Here is an 18009-nt window from a genome sequence, read left to right on the forward strand (position 1 = left end):
ACCCCCAGAGGTACTGCAACCCGGAAACACCAGAACTTCATAGTGGCCGTCGCATGCCGCCCGAAGCACCACGCGGCACTCCCGTCACGGGAGTTGCCCACCGGGCCCGTGCCTCCCGTGACCGAGAACCAAGCGGAGGCCAGCGTCCAGGGGCACGATTGCGTCCGCGAGGTCACCTATGCGGGCGATGCTGGAAGGAAACCGTGTGAGCCGGATTTCGGTCCGGGGATTCGCCGTGGCATCCGCCACCGCGGTCACCACTGTCGGCGCTGTTGTTGGTGTCGCCTCGGGCAGCACCCAGGGCGCCTCGAATGACAACGACTTCGAGGCGACGGCAAGCGAAGCGACACTCCTCGCAGACATCCCCGCGGGTCAGCAGGCCCAGGTGCAGACCGCGTCCCTGACGCAGCAGGCCGACGCACAGGCCATGGCTGCGGACACGGCCGCCAAGAAGTCCGCAGCGGAAGCCGCGCGCAAGCAGGCCGCCGAGTCGGCGATCGCCAAGCAGAAGGCCGCCGAGAAGGCGGAGAAGGCAGAGGCGGCCCAGAAGGCCGCCGACGCGAAGGAGCGCAAGGAGGCCGAGTCCAAGGCCAGCCGCTCCTCCACGCGTGACGCCTCGTCCTTCAGCACGCAGTCCTCGTACTCCGTCTCGCAGGTTCAGGCGATGGCACGGCAGATGGTCCCCGGTGACCAGTTCCAGTGCTTCAGCAACATCGTCAACCACGAGTCCACCTGGAACTACAAGGCCAGCAACGCCTCTTCCGGCGCCTACGGCCTCGTCCAGGCGCTGCCCGGCTCCAAGATGTCCTCGGCCGGAGCCGACTGGCAGACGAACCCCGCCACGCAGATCAAGTGGGGGCTCGGCTACATGAACGACCGCTACGGCAGCCCGTGCGGTGCCTGGGAGTTCTGGCAGGCGAACAACTGGTACTGAGCCCCGGCTCAGCTCAACCTTTCGAGGCCCCTCACCGTCAATCGGTGGGGGGCCTCAGCCGTGTACGGTCAGTCGGACGACTTCCAGGGGGGAGTGGTGGGGAAAGACGGGGGAAGAGGATGGATCATGTCGCGAGTACCAGGGTGGATCGGCCGGCTCGGCGCCGGGCTGTCGCAGATGGGCGAGCGGATGGGGCGCGATGAGCCCGATTCCGGCCCGCTGGACGATGTGAGGGCGTCGCGGCGGTCCGCCGACGCCGATGTGGCGGCCGACGTGGATCCGGAGCAGGTCGTCCCCGCGCCGCCCGCGTACGCGCCGGCCGTGTCCGCACGGCCCGATCCCGTCGCGGCGGTGCCGTGGGGGATGCGGGTGGCCGCCGAGGCCGGCTGGCGCCTTCTCGTACTCGCGGGCACGCTCTGGGTGTTGATGAAGGTCATCAGCGCCGTGCAACTCGTCGTCTTCGCCTTCGTCGCGGCGCTGCTCATCACCGCGATGCTCCAGCCGACGGTGGCCCGGCTCAAGCGGCTCGGACTTCCCAGGGGGCTCGCGACGGTCGTCACGGCCGTCCTCGGCTTCGTCATCATGGGTCTGGTCGGCTGGTTCGTCGTCTGGCAGGTCATGGACAACGTGGACACGCTGTCCAGCCAGGTCCAGGACGGCATCGACGATCTGCGCAACTGGCTGCTCAACAGCCCGTTCCACGTGACCGAGGACCAGATCAACAACATCGCCAAGAGCCTGCGCGAGGCGGTCGGGGCGAACACGGAGGAGCTGACGTCGGCGGGGCTCGAAGGCGTCACCGTGATCGTGGAGGCCATGACCGGCATCCTGCTCGCGATGTTCTCGACGCTGTTCCTGCTCTACGACGGCAAGCGCATCTGGCAGTGGGTCCTCAAGCTGGTCCCGGCGCCCGCGCGGCCCGGTATCGCGGGTGCGGGGCCGCGGGCATGGCGCACGCTGACCGCGTATGTGCGCGGCACGGTGATAGTGGCTCTGATCGACGCGATCTTCATCGGCATCGGGATCTACTTCCTCGGGGTGCCGATGGCGGTGCCGCTCGCCGTCTTCATCTTCCTGTTCGCGTTCATCCCGCTGGTGGGTGCGGTGGTCTCGGGCGCGCTCGCCGTGGTGGTCGGTCTGGTGACCCAGGGCGTCTTCACCGGCCTGATGACGCTGGTCGTGGTCCTCGCGGTGCAGCAGATCGAGGGCCACATCCTCCAGCCGTTCATCCTCGGCCGCGCCGTACGGGTGCATCCGCTGGCCGTGGTGCTCTCCGTGGCCGCGGGCGGTCTCGTCGCCGGGATCGGCGGGGCGGTGGTGGCGGTGCCGCTCGTCGCCGTGACGAACACGGTGGTGGGCTACTTGCGGGCGTACTCCCAGGAGGCGGCCCTGAAGCAGTCGCCGCAGCCGCGGGGGGCCACGGCGGTGGATGTCGCCCCGGTGGATCCCCCGGCCCCGTCGCCGGGCACCGGCTCCTGACTCCGCGGACTCAGCTGACTCCGCGCGCACGCGAAACGGCACTCCGCGCGCACGCGAAACGGCCCCGCTCGGCAACTGCCGAGCGGGGCCGCTTCGTTGAGATGTGCCGGGCCTCAGGCCAGGACGTCCTCGGAGTCCAGCGTGACGCCGACCGCCTGGATCACGGCGGCGATCTTGAAGGCTTCCTGGATCGTCTCGCGGTCCACGCCGGCCTTGCGCAGCACCTGCTCGTGCGAGTCGAGGCACTGGCCGCAGCCGTTGATCGCGGAAACCGCGAGCGACCACAGCTCGAAGTCGACCTTCTCCACGCCCGGGTTGCCGATGACGTTCATCCGCAGGCCGGCCCGCATCGTCCCGTACTCCGGGTCCGAGAGGAGGTGGCGCGTGCGGTAGAAGACGTTGTTCATCGCCATGACGGCCGCGGCCGACTTGGCGGCGGTGTACGCCTCGGGGGAGAGGTTCGCCTTCGCCTCGGGCTCGAGCTCGCGCAGCACCTTCGGGGAGCGGGAGGCGATCGCGCAAGCGAGCACCGTGCCCCAGAGCTGCTGCTTGGGCAGATCCGAGTTGCCGATGACCGAGCCGAGGTTCAGCTTCAGGTCCTTGGCGTAGTCCGGTACGGCGGACTTCAGTTCGTCGAGTGCCATGTCAGAAAGCTCCGTTCACTCGCCCGAGAGCAGCGCGACCGGGTCCAGGGTCTCGTCGCCCTGGGTCCAGTTGCAGGGGCACAGCTCGTCGGTCTGCAGGGCGTCGAGGACCCGCAGGACCTCCTTGGGGTTACGGCCCACGGAACCGGCGGTCACCATCGTGAACTGGATCTCGTTGTTCTGGTCGACGATGAAGACGGCGCGCTGGGCGAAGCCGTCCTCGCCCTCGATGCCGAGGTCACGCATGAGCTCGTGCTTCGAGTCGGCCAGCATCGGGAAGGGCAGGTCCGTCAGGTCCGGGTGGTCCTTGCGCCAGGCGTGGTGCACGAACTCGGAGTCGCCGGAGAAGCCGAGGATCTGGGCGTCACGGTCAGCGAACTCTTCGTTCAGCTTGCCGAAGGCGGCGATCTCGGTCGGGCACACGAAGGTGAAGTCCTTGGGCCACGCGAAGACGATCTTCCACTTGCCCTCGTAGGTCTTGTGGTCGATCTGCTGGAACTCCGAGCCCTTCTCCAGCGAGACACAGGCAGTCAGATCGAACTGGGGGAACTTGTCACCGACAGTGAGCACGCGCTCTCCTTGCTGCAAAGAAAATCCCTTTTGGGGAGTTTCCTGGGGGGTTGGACTGGTGTTGATGGTGGCACAGGGTGCATTGATTATGGAAATAGCTAGAGTGGGTCGTGTTGATCGGACCTGGCTATCAGTCCCAGTAATAAGGGGACACCCGAGAAGGTCCCGAGAGGGACCCGAGAGGGACCCGAGAGGGACCCAGAAGGAGGAGCGAGTTGGCCACCAGCGCCAAGCCCGCGGCCAAGCGCGGCGCCCGACAGCCGAGCCTCGCCCAGCTGCGCGCCTTCGCCGCCGTCGCCGAGCATCTGCACTTCCGGGATGCCGCCGCCGCGATCGGCATGAGCCAGCCCGCGCTCTCCGGCGCCGTCTCAGCCCTGGAAGAGACACTCGGTGTCACCCTGCTCGAACGTACGACCCGCAAGGTGCTGCTGTCGTCGGCGGGCGAACGGCTCGCGGTGCGGGCCAGGGCCGTGCTCGACGAGGTCGGGGCGCTGATGGAGGAGGCCGACGCGGTGCGCGCCCCGTTCACCGGAGCGCTGCGGCTCGGCGTGATCCCGACCGTGGCGCCGTATCTGCTGCCCACGTTCATCGGACTCGTCCACGAGAAGTACCCGCACCTGGACCTCCAGGTGCACGAGGAGCAGACCTCGTCGCTGATCGAGGGGCTCGGCGCGGGGCGGCTCGACCTGCTGCTGCTCGCCGTGCCGCTCGGCGTGCCCGGCGTCACCGAACTGCCCGTGTTCGACGAGGACTTCGTGCTCGTCACGCCGCTCGACCACTGGCTCGGCGGACGCGAGGGGATTCCGCGCGACGCCCTGCGCGAGCTGAACCTGCTGCTGCTCGACGAGGGGCACTGCCTGCGCGACCAGGCCCTGGACATCTGCCGCGAGGCGGGGCGCGCGGACGCCCCCGTGACCACGACCGCCGCCGGGCTCTCCACCCTCGTACAGCTGGTGGCCGGCGGGCTCGGAGTGACGCTGCTTCCGCGCACCGCCGTCCGCGTCGAGACCAGCCGCAGCAATCAGCTGCTCACCGGGTACTTCGCGGACCCGGCGCCGACCAGGCGCATCGCCCTCGCGATGCGTACGGGGGCCGCGCGCGCGGCGGAGTACGAGGCGCTCGCCGTCGCCCTGAGGGGGGCCGTAAAGCCGTTGCCGGTGCGGGTGTTGTGACCCCGCACCGGCAACGTCCTGCTCCCGCGCGGGGAGTTACTCCGTGCGCAGGCCGTCCGGGCGCATCATGCGCCACAGCGGCGGCAGGCTGAGCAGCGTCACGACCGCGACGAGCACGGCCCCCGCACCGGTCAGCGGCAGGAAGATCCACCAGTCCTCGACCGATTTCTCGATCATGCGGACCATGACGAGGCCGAGTCCGAGGCCGCCCGCGACCGCAAGGGCCAGGCCGAGGACCACCGGGACGGCCGTCTGCCACAGGACCGACCACGCCATCGAGCCGCGCCGCGTGCCGAACGCGGTGAGGGCGGCGAGCAGCCGCTTGCGCTCGCGCAGTTGCTCCAGCATCGACACCAGCATGGACGCCGCGATGAGGACCATCGTGGCCATCGCGCCGATCATCAGGCCGGTCTGGATGGAGGCGTACTGCTTGTCGCGCTCGACCGCGCGCAGCGTCATCACGTCGAGGAACGGGTCGACGCGGGCCGCGGCGTTGCGGACGTACTCCTCGTTGTCCTTCACCGCCGGGTCGACCTGGATCATGGCGCTCGTCTCGGCGTCGACCAGCTCGGACGGGGAGATCGCGCCGGGGGTGGCGAAGATGCCGTCGTGCAGGTCGCCGCCCGGGTCGGGGCGGGCCTTGACCTCGCGCGTGTCCGCGGGCAGCGTCCACGGCTTGTGTTTGTGGCCGGGCTCCTCCCAGCTCATGGAGTTCAGGTCGATCGGCTTGCCGGGGCGGGCCGTCTCGTCGACCCACTCGTTCATCTCGGCGTCGCCCGTGTGCACGACGAAGGTGTCGCCGTCCTTGCACGAGCTGATCCGGGCCAGCTCGCGCAGGTTCGCGCAGGTGCCGACCGTCAGCTCCGTGGTGGGCCTGAGGTCGTCGGCGTTCTTCAGCTTGCCGGGCTTCACGACGTACGCGGAGACCGTACCGATGACGTTCTTGACGCCCTTGGTCGTACGGAACTTGTCGATCATCTGCGTGGCGAGATCGCCGTCCCCGATGCTCGCCCGCACCTGGAGCTTGGCCCGCGCGGGGTCGTTGTTGGTGACCCGGTCGAAGTCGTTGTGCATCGAGCCGAACATCATCTGCAGGGCGATGGCACCCGCCACCGCGACCGTGATGCCGCTGACCGCGCGGGCCGCCGTACCGCTGCTCAACTGGAGCCTGCGAATGGCCAGCTGCCAGGGCACGGGACCCCCGCGCAGCTTGGCCACGGCCGCTTCGACGAGCCAGGGGAGCAGCGCGGCAAGGCCGATCAGGGTGAGCGACGCGCCCAGGCCGATGGCGAAGACCGGCGGGGTCAGATCGCCCGCGAGGCGGCCCGACGCGAGCAGGATGCCGATGCCGGCCACCGGCATGAGGACACGCCACCAGATGCGGCGCTTGCGGGGCTTCGCGCTGCGGAAGACGCCCAGGGGCTCGATGGAGACGGACCGCAGCGAGACCAGCGTGACCACGAAGGCGGTCAGCGGGACGGCAATGAGGACGAGCGCCGCGAGGCCGGGCACCGGCGTCACGTCGGTGGCGAAGGCACTGACCTTCCACACGTCGAACACGCCGAGCAGCTCGCGCAGGCCCAGGAAGGCGACGGCGCCGAAGGCCAGGCCGAGCAGCGCGCCGCACAGGGCCTCGCCCGCCGCGATCCTGCGCACCGCCTGTGCGTCCGCGCCGACCAGACGCAGCGCGGCGAGGCGCTTGTCCCGCCGTTCGCCGCCGAAGCGGACCGCCGTGCCGATGAAGATGACCACGGGGGTCAGCAGCACCACGCAGCCCAGGACGACAAGGACGATGAGGATCGGGTCCAGCGGCTTCGGCGGTTCCTTGTAGCCGAACTCCACGATGCGGTGGCCGCCCTTGGCCTGGGTGAGGGCGTCGGAGCCGGTGTAGAAGTACAGCTCCTGGGGGTGGACCAGGCCGGGGTCGCCGATGGTGCCCGTGATGCGGTAGTTCGCGAAGCGCTCCTTGAGGAGCTTGCCCTCCGAGCTGTTCATGAGGTCGCGCAGGGCGGGCGAGACGACCATCTCGCCGTCCGCGGGCAGCTTCGTCAGGCCGGGCGGCAGGGCGGGGTGCTTGCCCTCGGCGCGCACCACGCGGCCGGCCACCGTCGAGTCCCGGAAGTCGGTGTCGGCGTAGCGCGTGAGGACGCTGGTGTCGGAGCGCTTGTGCTCCTTGCCGTCGAACTGGCCCTCGGAGGAGCGGGCCACCGAGCGGTCCTCCCGGTGCTGGAGCAGATTCGGCACGGAGGCCGCGCCGAGGAGCAGCGCCACACCGAGGCCGACGCCGACCGCGGTCATGATCGTGCGGGCCCAGCCCGCGCGGCCGCCGCCGACGGCGAAGCGTATGCCCATCACGAGGTCGCGGGCCCAGGCGCGGATGCCTGTCGGTGCCGAGTGCGCGGGCTGCGACGCCGGGGGGTCCGTACGGGCCTTCGCGCGGGTGTCGAGGCTCATACGGCCCGCTCCATGTCACGTGACTTGCCGTCGCGCACGACGATCTCGCGGTCGGAGTAGGCGGCGACGCGCGTCTCGTGCGTGACCAGGACCACGGCGGCGTTCGTCGAGCGCGCGGCGTCGGTGAGCAGCTCCATCACGCGCTCGCCGTTGAGCGAGTCGAGCGCGCCGGTCGGCTCGTCGGCGAAGAGGACGCGCGGGTTGGTGGCGAGCGCGCGGGCCACGGCGACGCGCTGGCCCTGACCGCCGGAGACCTCGCCGGGCCGCTTGCCGAGCAGGTCGTCGACCTCCAGGCGCTCCATCCAGGTCTGCGCGGTGCGCTCGGCGTCCTTGCGCTTGGCGCCGTTGAGCCGCAGCGGAAGCGCGACGTTCTCCACGCACGTCAGTTCGGGCACCAGCTGCCCGAACTGGAAGACGAAGCCGAACTCGCTGCGGCGCAGGGCGCTCAGCGCGGCGTCCGGCAGACCGGCGAGTTCGCGGCCGTTGTACGTGATGGAGCCCGCGTCGGGCTTCACGATCCCCGCGAGACAGTGCAGGAGCGTGGACTTGCCGGAGCCGGAGGGGCCCATCACGGCGACGACCTCGCCGGGGTGGATGGAGAAGTCGGCGCCGTCGAGCGCGGTCGTCGGACCGTACGTCTTGCGGAGGCCGGTGGCGGTGAGAAGGGAACCTGCGGGTGTCATGCGGAGCGCACCTCCCGGGCGAGCTTGCCGAGGCGTGCGGCGGCCAGTTCGAGCCAGCGCAGATCGGCTTCGAGGTGGAAGAGCGCGTGGTCGCAGATCAGCTGGTCGGCGAGATCGCCCTTGCGCTTGCGGTCGGTGAGGATGCGCATCAGGCGCAGGTGCTCGGCGCGCTGGGCGTCGAGCATTTCCGAGGCGTCGCGGTCGGTGAGGAGCGCGAGGACGACCTTCGTGTAGAGGGTCGACTGGAGATAGGGCTCGGGCTTCTCCGGGGTGGCGAGCCACTGCTCGACGTCCGTGATGCCGGCGTCGGTGATCGCGTACCGCTTGCGTTCGGGGCCGCCGTCCGTCTCTATGCCGTCGACCTCGACGAGGCCGTTCTTCAGGAGACGGGACATGGTCGAGTAGACCTGCCCGTAGTGCAGGGGCTTGTCGTGACCGAACTTCTCGTCGAAGGTGCGCTTGAGGTCGTAGCCGTGGCGCGGGCCCGACTCAAGGAGGCCGAGGAGGGTGTGACCGATGGACATGCGGAGCACTCTACACCGTGTGTATACGTGGCATGTATACCGTCGGTTCAGAGCCGCTGACGGCGTACTGCCGCTCTGTCGCCGGGCTGGTGTGCGGCTGATGCGCGGCTCACAGGTTCGCAACACGGGCAACCTTCTGGGCCCCGGGATCGTCGATCTACTGGGGTCGGTCTGCTGGGGGCAACCAACGGTTCCTCTGGGGCAGGTGCTGATTGTCACGTCCGGAAAAGACCGGATCGGCAGTCCTTTGTCCCCAGGTGCGGTGTTAGCTTCTTGAGCTGACTTGCCACGGCATACGGATTAGTGAACGAGACGGAAGCGGAGCACTCACACTCATGGGCCGAGCGGAAGAGCGACAAGCGCGGCAGCGCGGCGCGCGCCGGGCATGGCGCGGGCGCCCCGCCGGCGGCGGCAAGCCCAAGCGCACGGGCATACGCCGCTTCTTCACGCTGAAGAAGATCCTGGGCACGTTCTTCGGGCTCTGCCTGCTCGGCATGCTCGGCTTCGTCGTCCTCTACATGATGGTCGAGGTGCCCGAGGGCAACGCCGCGGCCAAGCTCCAGAGCAACGTCTACAAGTACAAGAACGGCAAGGTCATCGCCAGGACCGGCGAGCTGAACCGCGAGGTCGTCGACCTGGACAAGGTGCCGAAGAAGGTGCAGCGCACCTTCGTGGCCGCCGAGAACAAGTCCTTCTACAAGGACAAGGGCGTCGACTTCAAGGGCACCGCCCGCGGCCTGCTCAACACCGTCACCGGCAAGGGCAAGCAGGGTGGCTCGACGATCACCCAGCAGTACGTCAAGAACTACTACCTGACGCAGGACCAGACGGTGACCCGTAAGTTCCGGGAGCTGGTCATCTCGCTGAAGGTGGACCAGAACAAGAGCAAGGACTACATCCTCGCCGGGTACATCAACACCAGCTACTACGGCCGCGGCGCCTACGGAATCCAGGCCGCCGCCCAGGCGTACTACGGCACGGACGCCGAGAAGCTGAGCGTCTCGCAGGGCGCCTACCTCGCCGCGCTGCTCCAGGCCCCGAGCCAGTACGACTGGACGTCGGCCACGCCCGCCAGCAGGAAGCTGGTCAAGGCCCGCTGGAACTACGTGCTCGACAACATGGTCGAGGAGAACTGGCTGTCCGCGAGCGAACGCCAGCGCCAGAAGTTCGACGTGCCGGAAGAGCCCAAGGCGGCCCCGGGACTCGAGGGCCAGACCGGTTACCTCGTCACGCGCGCCAAGGCCGAGGTCATGAAGGCCGGGCACCTCAGCGAGGAGCAGTTCGACGCGGGCGGCTATTCGATCACGCTCAACATCGACGAGAAGAAGCAGAAGCAGCTCGAGAAGGCCGTCGACAAGAAGCTGAACGACGAGCTCGATCCGAAGAAGCGCAAGGCCGATGCCCGGGTGCAGGCGGGCGCCGCGTCCGTCGACCCCAGGACCGGCAAGGTCCTCGCGATGTACGGCGGCCGGGACTACGTGAAGCACTACACGAACAACGCCACCCGGCGTGACTACCAGCCCGCCTCCACCTTCAAGCCGCTGATCCTGGCCGCCGCCCTCGAGAACGGCGCCAAGACCCAGTCCGACCAGCCGATCACGGCGAACACCGTCTACGACGGCACGAGCGAGCGCCCGGTCAAGGGCAGCGACGTCGCCTTCGCGCCGCCGAACGAGGACGACAAGAGCTATGGCCCGGTCACCGTCCAGAAGGCGATGAACAAGTCCATCAACTCCGTCTTCGCGCAGATGGGCGTGGACGTCGGCATGGACGACGTCCTGGAGACCGCGGGCAAGCTCGGCATGGACGTCGAGGATCTGCCCGCCGTGCCCGCCCAGACCCTGGGCACCATGGGCGCGAGCCCGCTGGAGATGGCGGGCGTCTACGCCACGCTCGACAACCACGGCAAGAAGGTCACCCCCGCCCTCGTGGCGTCCGTCGAGCACAAGGACCGCACGATCGAACTGCCGGACCCGATCGGCGAGGAGGTCGTCGAGCGCGGCACCGCGGACTCGCTCACCTCGGTCCTGACCGGTGTGGTCGACGACGGTACGGGCAGCGCGGTGCGCAGCCCCGTGCAGGACGTGGCGGGCAAGACCGGTACGTCCGACGACAACAAGTCGGCCTGGTTCACCGGCTACACGCCGAAGCTGGTCACCTCGGTCGGCCTCTTCGGCGAGGGCGCCACGGGCTCGGACGAACAGGGCAAGCAGGTCTCCATGAAGGGCGCGGGCGGTCTGCCGCGTGTCGACGGCGGCAGCTTCCCGGCGCAGATCTGGGCGGCGTACACGTTCAAGGCGATGGGCTCGCCCAGCGAGTTCGAGCTGGACACCTCCATGGGCGCGGCCATCGCACCGCCCTCGGAGCCGACCACGCAGAAGCCCACGGAGCCGACGGACGAGCCCTCGGAGACGAAGGACCCGACGACGAAGCCGCCGTCGGAGGACCCGACGACGCAGGAACCGACGGACGATCCGACGACGCAGGAACCGACGGACGACCCGACGACCCAGCAGCCGACGGACGATCCGGAGGAGCCGGACCCGTCCGACTCCATCGAGATCCCGGAGAACCCGAACGGGCGGCCGAACAAGGACTGAGGGCCCGAGGGCCCGAGGGCCGGACGGACGTCACCAGGCACGGCGAAGGCGCCGGAAGCACACGCTTCCGGCGCCTTCGCCGTGCACTGCCCCGCTACTGCCCCGCTCAGCCGTGGTTCAGCTCGAACCACACCACCTTGCCGGTGCTCAGCCGTGTCGCGCCCCACCGCCGGGCCAGCCTGTTGACCAGGTAGAGCCCGCGGCCGCCCTCGTCCGTGGCCCGCGCCTGGCGCAGCCTCGGCAGCTGCGGCACGTCGTCGCCGACCTCGCAGCGCAGGACGTCCGTACGCAGCAGCCGCAGGGTCACCGGACGCGACGCGTACCGCACGGCGTTCGTGACGACCTCGCTGACCAGGAGCTCCACCGAGTCGTTCAGCTCCTGCAGGCCCCAGCGCTCCAGGGCGCTGCGGGCCAGGCGGCGGGCGCGGGACGGCGTGGCGTCCTCCGGCTCCAGGTACCAGTACGCGACGTCGCTCGGCGCGATCCCGTCGAAGCGGGCGGCGAGCAGCGCGATGTCGTCGTCCCGGTCGCCGGGGCCGAGCATGTCGAGCACGTCGTCGCAGAGGGCCTCCAGGGGCGGCGGATGGTCCGGGCCCGTCAACTGGGCGGTGGCGGCGAGCCGTTCGCGCAGCTGCTCTATGCCGGTCCATACGTCACGCAGACGGGACTCGACCAGCCCGTCGGTGTAGAGCAGCAGGGTGGCGCCCGCGGGCGCGTCGAGCTCCACGGCCTCGAAGTCGACGCCGCCGACGCCGATGGGGGCGCCCGGCGGGACCCGCAGGACCTCGGCGCGGCCTCCCAGGTGGAGCAGGACGGGCGGCGGATGGCCGGCGTTGGCGATGGTGATGCGGTGCGCGACCGGGTCGTAGACCGCGTAGAGGCAGGTCGCCATCCGGTCCGAGCCGAGCCGCTGGGCCTGCTCGTCCAAGTGGTGCAGGACCTCCTGGGGCGGCAGGTCGAGCCCGGCCAGGGTCTGCGCCGTCGTGCGCAGCTGGCCCATGATCGCCGCCGAGGTCATGGAGTGGCCCATGACGTCGCCCACGACGAGCGCGACCCTGCTGCCGGGCAGCGGGATCGCGTCGTACCAGTCGCCGCCGACCCGGGCCGTCTCGGCGGCCGGGAGATAGCGGGAGGCGAGCCGCACGCCGGTCGGGCGCGGCAGGGTCTCGGGCAGCATCGTGCGCTGCAGCTCGTCGGCGATGTACGCCTCGCGGCCGTAGAGCACGGCCTTGTCGATGCCGAGCGCGCTGTGCGTGGCGAGCTGGGCGGCGACCAGGAGGTCGTCGTTCTCGAACGCGGGCCGGTCGGGGCGGCGCAGGAACACCGCGGCGCCGATCACGCGGCGCCTGCCCCGCAGCGGGGCGAGGATCGTGCGCTGGCCCAGGGGCACGGTGCGGTCGTCGCCGAGCAGTTCGGGCAGTGCGGCGCGGGCCGCCGGGGTGTCGGCGAAGACCGGGCGGACGCCGCGCAGGACCTCGGCGAGGGCGCCGCCGGGGCGCACCTCGCACAGCTCGGCGGTCGTCACCAGTTCGTTCTGCACCTGGAGCGCGGGCGCGTTGCCGCTGTCGGTGTCGGGCTCCTCGGCGCCTTCCTCGATCGAGCGAAGCCGGTCGGTGCGGCGAAGGCGCAGGATGAGGGCGCCGCTGGGCCGCTCCTCGCCGACCGGCAGCGGGTCGCGCAGGTAGACCAGGATCGCGTCGGAGAACGTCGGCACCGTGGCCCGGCACAGGCCCATCACGATCTCGTCCAGGTCGATGCCGCGGGCGATGCGCCGGGTGGCGGCGCCCACGAAGCGCAGCCGGTCGCCGTCGCGTCGCATCGCCGCGGGGCCGGAGCCCGGCGGTCGTGGTTGTCCCGTACGCCGCTCCTCGCCGCCGGGGGCGCCCGAGGGGGCGCCGTCGTGGTTGTCCCGGTCGCCGCCGCGTGCGGCCATCGGGTCGGGGCCCTGTTCGGGCGCGCCCTCGGGTGCGGGGCGCGGCCGGTGCGGGTCGGGCTGCTGTCCCGAGTGCCCGGACGACTGGGAGTGCTCGTCGCAGGGGCCTGCGGCGGGGTCGCCCGAACGGGACTGTGCCTGTGCGGGGAAAGCGGGCGCGCCCTGGGTGTCCCGCGCCTTGCGGGCACGCGCATGCGCCCCGCGGGGATCCGCGGGGGCGGCGGGCCGGGCAGCTCGGGGCTGTCGGCCCTCGTCGGGGATGGAGTGCTCCGTCACGCGTTTCGAATCCGTCCGTCCGGGGCTGCGCCTTGGTGTCCGGTGGCTACTTTGGTCAGCCGCGTCGGCAGTGCAGGAAGAGCTGGTGTTCGGGTGGTACGTCGGTACTCGCCGGGGCGTAGGAGTACGTGTCCTCGTCGATGATGTCGAAGCCCGCGTCACGTACTACCTGCCGAAGTTCGTCCCGCAGGTAACCGGATACCCGGATTGTGTGCCCCAGGAACGGAATTCCCGCGTCATCCAGGTCGGCCTCGACCATGGAGAGCGCGAGCAGGCCACCGGGGCGCAGCAGTCCGTGCAGCAGCCGCAGAGCGTACGGGATTTCGGCGCGGGGCAGCATCAGGAGCGCGAAGAAAGCCGCGATCCCGTCGAACGTGCCGACGCCGTCGGGGCCTTCGGCGCGCAGCGCGGCCAGGTCGAGCTGCCGGAACTCGGCGTTGTCCGCGGGAACGTTCTTCCTGGCGATGTCGAGCATGCCGGACGAGAGATCGATGCCGAGCACCCGGTGCCCGGCGTCCGCGAGCTGCCGGGCGGTGGGCACTCCCGTGCCGCACCCCACGTCGAGCACCCTCGACCCGGAGGGCAGCGCGTCGGCGAGCCTGCGCCCGGCGGCCAGCTGGCCGTCCTTGTGGGGGAAGGCGTCGTCGTAGTGCGCCCCGATGGCGTCGAAGGCCTCGGCCTGACCCGTCCGGTCGGGCCGCACGCCGGTTCGCGCGCCGTACCCGTCGAGCTCGCTCGCCTCGCTCACGTTCTGCCGCCCCTCGATGACATGCTGTCAGGCAACGCGCAAGCTCAGGGAGTTGCTGCTGAGTTGCTGCTGTGCGCCCTTGCGGAGGACGATCCTACGTTTGAACCATGGGGGCGCATCAAGGGTCTCATGACGTCACATGCGCGGGCGTGCGGTCCCAGTCATCCGGAAGGGGCGGAATCGCCCAGTCCGGATCGGGGCGCCAGTGCTGCCAGTTGTCCGAAAACGGCCGTCCCCAGGAACGGATCACATCGACGGCCGCGTGCCCGGCGGCCCTGACTTCCCGCGCCTTTGCGGCCTCCATGAGGCCGGCGCGCTGGGCCTGGGCGAACTCGTCCTCGTCGTGCCACTGCCAGGTCCGGTCGGGCCGCACGGAGATGTCCAGAAAGTGATCCTCGGAATCGATGCCTCCGGCCCAACGTGCGCGCGGCTCTTCGAGATTCACGTACCAGTTCTTGAACTGCCATCCCGGGTCCCAGAACAACCACACCGACCATGGCTCCGCGGGCCGTGCGAGCTTGAGGACGCCGGTGCCGAACCAACGGTCCCTGCGCAGGGCGCGGGGCTTGGTGTAGCGGGTGGCGAGGGGCTCGCGGTGCACGGCGGTCCCGTCGGCGAGGACGGGCTTCACGCACTCGGTGCCGGGCGCCATCCACACGGCGAGCAGCTCTTCGGTGTCCTGTACGACCGTGACGGGCCGGCAGATGTGGATTCCGTCCCCGGCGTTGTCCTTGTACCGCCACAGCACATGGGAGCCGGGAACCCAGCGTGCTGCTTCGCTGCTCGTCGTTGGCGGCGTGGTGAGGTCTGTCATGCAGAGATATTAGTCGCCGCCCCGACAGGTCCCCCCGAAGGCGTCCGGGAGAACCTGTCGGTGCGTAGGGGAACTACGCCCTAAGGCCGTGTCATCCGCAGCACGTCCAGCGCCTCGTCCAGCTGTGTCAGCGTGAGCTCGCCCCGCTCGACGTACCCGCCTTCGAGCACGACGTCGCGGATGGTCTTCCGCTCGGCGAGGGACTTCTTGGCGACCTTCGCCGCCTCCTCGTACCCGATGTACTTGTTCAGCGGGGTGACGACGGAGGGCGAGGACTCGGCGTACTCCCTGGCGCGTTCGGCGTTCGCGGTGATGCCGTCGACCGTCCTGTCGGCGAGCAGCCGCGACACGTTGGCCAGGAGCCGGATCGACTCCAGGACGTTCTTGCCGATGACCGGCAGCATCACGTTCAGCTCGAAGTTCCCCGCCGCACCGGCCGCGGCGACCGTCGCGTCATTGCCGGTGACCTGCGCGGCGACCATCAGCGCGGCTTCCGGGATCACCGGGTTCACCTTGCCGGGCATGATCGAGGAACCGGGCTGCAGGTCGGGCAGATTGATCTCGGCGAGTCCGGTCCGCGGTCCCGAGGCCATCCAGCGCAGATCGTTCGCGATCTTCGTGAGGCCGACGCCGATGGTCCGCAGCTGGCCGCTGGTCTCCACGATGCCGTCCCGCGCGCCCTGCGCCTCGAAGTGGTCGCGCGCCTCGGTCAGCGGGAGTCCCGTGACCCGGGCCACCTCGTCGATCACGGCCGCCGAGAAGCCGGGCGGGGTGTTGATGCCGGTGCCCACCGCCGTGCCGCCGAGGGGCAGTTCGGCCAGGCGCGGCAGCGAGGCCCGCAGCCGCTCGACGCCGTGGCGCACCTGGGCCGCGTAGCCGCCGAACTCCTGGCCCAGGGTCACGGGCGTCGCGTCCATCAGGTGCGTGCGCCCGGACTTCACCACGTCGGCGAACTCCTCGGACTTGCGGGTCAGCGCCGCCGCCAGGTGTTCGAGCGCCGGGATCAGGTCCTGCGTCACGGCGCCGGTGGCCGCGACGTGGATCGAGGAGGGGAAGACGTCGTTCGACGACTGGGACGCGTTCACGTGGTCGTTCGGGTGGACGTCCCGGCCGAGCTTCTCCGTGGCCAGCGTCGCGAGGACTTCGTTCGTGTTCATGTTGGACGAGGTGCCGGACCCCGTCTGGAAGACGTCCACCGGGAAGTGCTCGTCCCAGCGGCCGTCGGCCACCTCGCCCGCAGCGTCCGCGATCGCCGCCGCCATGTCCTTGTCGAGCACCCCGAGGTCCGCGTTGACCTTCGCGGCGGCCGCCTTGATCCGGGCGAGCGCGGCGATGTGCGCGCGCTCCAGGCGCTGTCCGGAGACGGGGAAGTTCTCCACCGCCCGCTGCGTCTGCGCCCGCCATTTGGCGTGGGCGGGGACCCGTACCTCGCCCATGGAGTCGTGCTCGATCCGGTACTCACCGCTGTCGCTTGCGCTGGCGTCGCTGGTCATCCCTCGAACCTACTCCTTCGTCGGACCCCGTCGAAAAGTTGAGCACTTGTCTTGTTCTAGGTGTTCCCAATGCTCTTACCGGCCAGTAAAAACCGTGGGTAACACCAAACCGGGGAGGCGCAATGAAGCGCATCAGACACGGCCGCCGGAGCAGGCCGCGATGTACGTTCGCGGCGGCCGTGGCGATGGCGGCGGTGCTCGGCACCGTCGCGGGAACGCCCGCGCAGGCGGCGGACGGCAAGGACCGGGAGCACCGGGGGAGCACCGCGCCCCTGTCCACGCCCCTGTCGCCCGAACTGGAGAAGATCCGGGCGGACGAGGCGACCGAGCTCTACGGCGACCCGGCAGAGCGCCCGCCGGCCGAACGCAGGACCGGGCTGATCTCGCTCGGGGACAGCGAGATCTCGGGCGAGGGCGTCGGCACGTACGAACCGGGCACCGACGGCCCCGACAACTGGTGCCACCGATCCCCGGACGCCGCGATCCACCGCACCGGCATCCCCGCGGACGAGACGTACAACGTCGCCTGCTCGGGAGCGCAGACCGTCAACATCAGGATCGGCGGCCAGAAGCAGTACGCCGACGAACTGGTGCAGAGCGACAACCTCGCCATCAAGGCGCGCAACACCCGCATCAAGGCGGTCATGCTGGTCATCGGGGCCAACGACGACCTCGAGTTCTCGCCGGTGATGACCGACTGCGTGACGCGCTTCCTGCTCAGCCAGGGCGCGTGCGCGGGCAAGTACACGGCGGGCTGGCAGGCGCGGGTCGACGCGCTCGTGCCCAAGGTCGAGCAGTCCGTCCGCGACCTGAAGACCGTCATGAAGGACGCCGGATACGCGGGCGACGACTACAAGCTGGTCCTCATGGGCTACCCGAGCCCGATCGGCCCCGACTTCCGGGACAACCCGAAGTTCCCCGGCAAGCTCGTCTGCGGCGGCCTCGGCTACGACTCCGACACCGAGTGGGGCCGCAACTACGCGGTGCCCGCGTTCGGGACCGGCATGCGCAAGGCCGCGCGGAACGCGGGCGCGGTCTACCTCGACAACTCCCGCCTCTTCCAGGGCCACGAGGTCTGCATGGAGGACACCTGGGCGCGCGGTCTGTACGTCGACCTGTCCAACCCCTTCCCGCCGGACTCCAACTCGGTGCGCCAGTCCTTCCACCCCAACGCCCGCGGCCACGCCGCCTTCGCGTCCTGCCTGACCCAGATCTACAACTCGGGTCAGCGGGAAGCCGGTTGCGCGGACCCGGCGAGCACGGGCAGCCCGAAGCTGTACGGGGGTGCCTGGGACGACGCGTACAAGCCCCTGAAGAACGCGGGCACGGGGACGTGCGTGGACGTCGACGCGTCCAAGAGCCGCAACGGCACCAAGGTGCAGGGCTGAGACTGCACCGGCAACCGCAACCAGACCTGGTGGTACGACGGCGCTCCCGGCGGTCAGGGCTCGCTGCACACCGGCCTGACCCAGGACCGCTGCCTGGACGTGCCCGACGGCGCCTACAAGGAAGGCGTCGCGGTCACCCTGTGGAACTGCCACGGCGGCGGCAACCAGAAGTTCGTCCGCGACGCCGGGACGCTGCGGCCCGCGGCTGCGAGCGGGCTCTGCCTGACCCTGGCGGGGGACAGGGAGCCGCTGCGGCTCCAGAAGTGCACGGGGGCGGCTGGCCAGCGTTTCGCCTGA

The 18009-nt window shown here is 70.1% G+C and carries 13 protein-coding genes and 1 pseudogene; 5 read left to right on the plus strand and 9 right to left on the minus strand.

Translation table 11 applies throughout. The features are described from left to right. The first annotated feature begins 187 nt into the window (after positions 1-187). A complete protein-coding gene (locus tag ABZ906_RS24855; protein ID WP_361181904.1) occupies positions 188-934 on the plus strand; it encodes a lytic transglycosylase domain-containing protein in 747 nt (248 codons plus the stop codon). Between the two features lie 126 nt (positions 935-1060). Further along, a complete protein-coding gene (locus ABZ906_RS24860; RefSeq protein WP_361386062.1) occupies positions 1061-2413 on the plus strand; it encodes an AI-2E family transporter in 1353 nt (450 codons plus the stop codon). A gap of 113 nt (positions 2414-2526) precedes the next feature. On the opposite strand, the gene ABZ906_RS24865 is transcribed toward ABZ906_RS24860, so the two are convergent. Both ABZ906_RS24865 and ABZ906_RS24870 read right to left on the minus strand, forming a co-directional pair. Beyond that, positions 2527-3057 carry an alkyl hydroperoxide reductase gene (locus tag ABZ906_RS24865; protein WP_361181900.1) on the minus strand — a complete coding sequence of 177 codons (531 nt, stop codon included), beginning with the start codon at positions 3055-3057 and terminating at the stop codon, positions 2527-2529. A gap of 15 nt (positions 3058-3072) precedes the next feature. Next, the gene (locus ABZ906_RS24870; RefSeq protein ID WP_361181899.1) at positions 3073-3627 is read right to left on the minus strand and encodes a peroxiredoxin; all 555 of its coding nucleotides are present in this window, start codon (positions 3625-3627) and stop codon (positions 3073-3075) included. Positions 3628-3842: 215 nt separating this feature from the next. Here ABZ906_RS24870 and ABZ906_RS24875 point away from each other — a divergent pair, with 215 nt between their 5' ends. Continuing rightward, positions 3843-4799: a LysR substrate-binding domain-containing protein gene (locus tag ABZ906_RS24875; protein WP_361181897.1), complete on the plus strand. Its 957-nt coding sequence runs from the start codon at positions 3843-3845 to the stop codon at positions 4797-4799. A gap of 36 nt (positions 4800-4835) precedes the next feature. Here ABZ906_RS24875 and ABZ906_RS24880 read toward each other — a convergent pair whose 3' ends face one another. The 3 genes from ABZ906_RS24880 to ABZ906_RS24890 all read right to left on the minus strand — a co-directional run bounded on the left by ABZ906_RS24880 (position 4836) and on the right by ABZ906_RS24890 (position 8460). After that, positions 4836-7151, minus strand: coding sequence for an FtsX-like permease family protein (locus ABZ906_RS24880; protein ID WP_361386764.1), 2316 nt, complete (start codon positions 7149-7151; stop codon positions 4836-4838). 98 nt (positions 7152-7249) lie between these two features. Beyond that, complete coding sequence (locus ABZ906_RS24885) at positions 7250-7936, minus strand: ABC transporter ATP-binding protein (RefSeq protein ID WP_361386065.1); 687 nt, start codon at positions 7934-7936, stop codon at positions 7250-7252. Further along, entirely contained in the window at positions 7933-8460 is a 528-nt protein-coding gene (locus ABZ906_RS24890; protein WP_361181894.1) for a PadR family transcriptional regulator, read from the minus strand. Before ABZ906_RS24890 ends, ABZ906_RS24885 begins: the two co-directional genes overlap by 4 nt. A gap of 335 nt (positions 8461-8795) precedes the next feature. On the opposite strand from ABZ906_RS24890, the gene ABZ906_RS24895 reads away from it, so the two are divergent. After that, positions 8796-11060: a transglycosylase domain-containing protein gene (locus ABZ906_RS24895; protein WP_361386067.1), complete on the plus strand. Its 2265-nt coding sequence runs from the start codon at positions 8796-8798 to the stop codon at positions 11058-11060. Between the two features lie 106 nt (positions 11061-11166). Here ABZ906_RS24895 and ABZ906_RS24900 read toward each other — a convergent pair whose 3' ends face one another. From ABZ906_RS24900 to ABZ906_RS24915, 4 genes are all read right to left on the minus strand, one after another. After that, on the minus strand, positions 11167-13269 hold the full coding sequence (locus ABZ906_RS24900) for a SpoIIE family protein phosphatase (protein ID WP_361181890.1): 2103 nt from the start codon (positions 13267-13269) through the stop codon (positions 11167-11169). Between the two features lie 55 nt (positions 13270-13324). After that, complete coding sequence (locus ABZ906_RS24905) at positions 13325-14017, minus strand: class I SAM-dependent methyltransferase (RefSeq protein WP_361181889.1); 693 nt, start codon at positions 14015-14017, stop codon at positions 13325-13327. 127 nt (positions 14018-14144) lie between these two features. Beyond that, positions 14145-14831, minus strand: a complete 687-nt coding sequence (locus ABZ906_RS24910; protein WP_361386070.1) for a DUF402 domain-containing protein — start codon at positions 14829-14831, stop codon at positions 14145-14147. Between the two features lie 80 nt (positions 14832-14911). Continuing rightward, positions 14912-16324: a class II fumarate hydratase gene (locus tag ABZ906_RS24915; protein WP_361386073.1), complete on the minus strand. Its 1413-nt coding sequence runs from the start codon at positions 16322-16324 to the stop codon at positions 14912-14914. Positions 16325-16446: 122 nt separating this feature from the next. Between ABZ906_RS24915 and ABZ906_RS24920 the strand changes: the two are divergent. Beyond that, positions 16447-18009: pseudogene (locus tag ABZ906_RS24920) on the plus strand (ricin-type beta-trefoil lectin domain protein).

This window comes from Streptomyces sp. NPDC046925, from assembly GCF_040644915.1.
GTDB lineage: Bacteria > Actinomycetota > Actinomycetes > Streptomycetales > Streptomycetaceae > Streptomyces.

Excerpts from the sequence above, each read along its gene's own strand:
- ABZ906_RS24865 (WP_361181900.1), bottom strand. The coding sequence starts at position 3,057 with ATGGCACTCGACGAACTGAAGTCCGCCGTACCGGACTACGCCAAGGAC.
- ABZ906_RS24915 (WP_361386073.1), bottom strand. The coding sequence starts at position 16,324 with ATGACCAGCGACGCCAGCGCAAGCGACAGCGGTGAGTACCGGATCGAG.
- ABZ906_RS24910 (WP_361386070.1), bottom strand. The coding sequence starts at position 14,831 with ATGACAGACCTCACCACGCCGCCAACGACGAGCAGCGAAGCAGCACGC.
- ABZ906_RS24890 (WP_361181894.1), bottom strand. The coding sequence starts at position 8,460 with ATGTCCATCGGTCACACCCTCCTCGGCCTCCTTGAGTCGGGCCCGCGC.
- ABZ906_RS24885 (WP_361386065.1), bottom strand. The coding sequence starts at position 7,936 with ATGACACCCGCAGGTTCCCTTCTCACCGCCACCGGCCTCCGCAAGACG.
- ABZ906_RS24860 (WP_361386062.1), top strand. The coding sequence starts at position 1,061 with ATGTCGCGAGTACCAGGGTGGATCGGCCGGCTCGGCGCCGGGCTGTCG.
- ABZ906_RS24855 (WP_361181904.1), top strand. The coding sequence starts at position 188 with ATGCTGGAAGGAAACCGTGTGAGCCGGATTTCGGTCCGGGGATTCGCC.
- ABZ906_RS24895 (WP_361386067.1), top strand. The coding sequence starts at position 8,796 with ATGGGCCGAGCGGAAGAGCGACAAGCGCGGCAGCGCGGCGCGCGCCGG.
- ABZ906_RS24880 (WP_361386764.1), bottom strand. The coding sequence starts at position 7,151 with ATGGGCATACGCTTCGCCGTCGGCGGCGGCCGCGCGGGCTGGGCCCGC.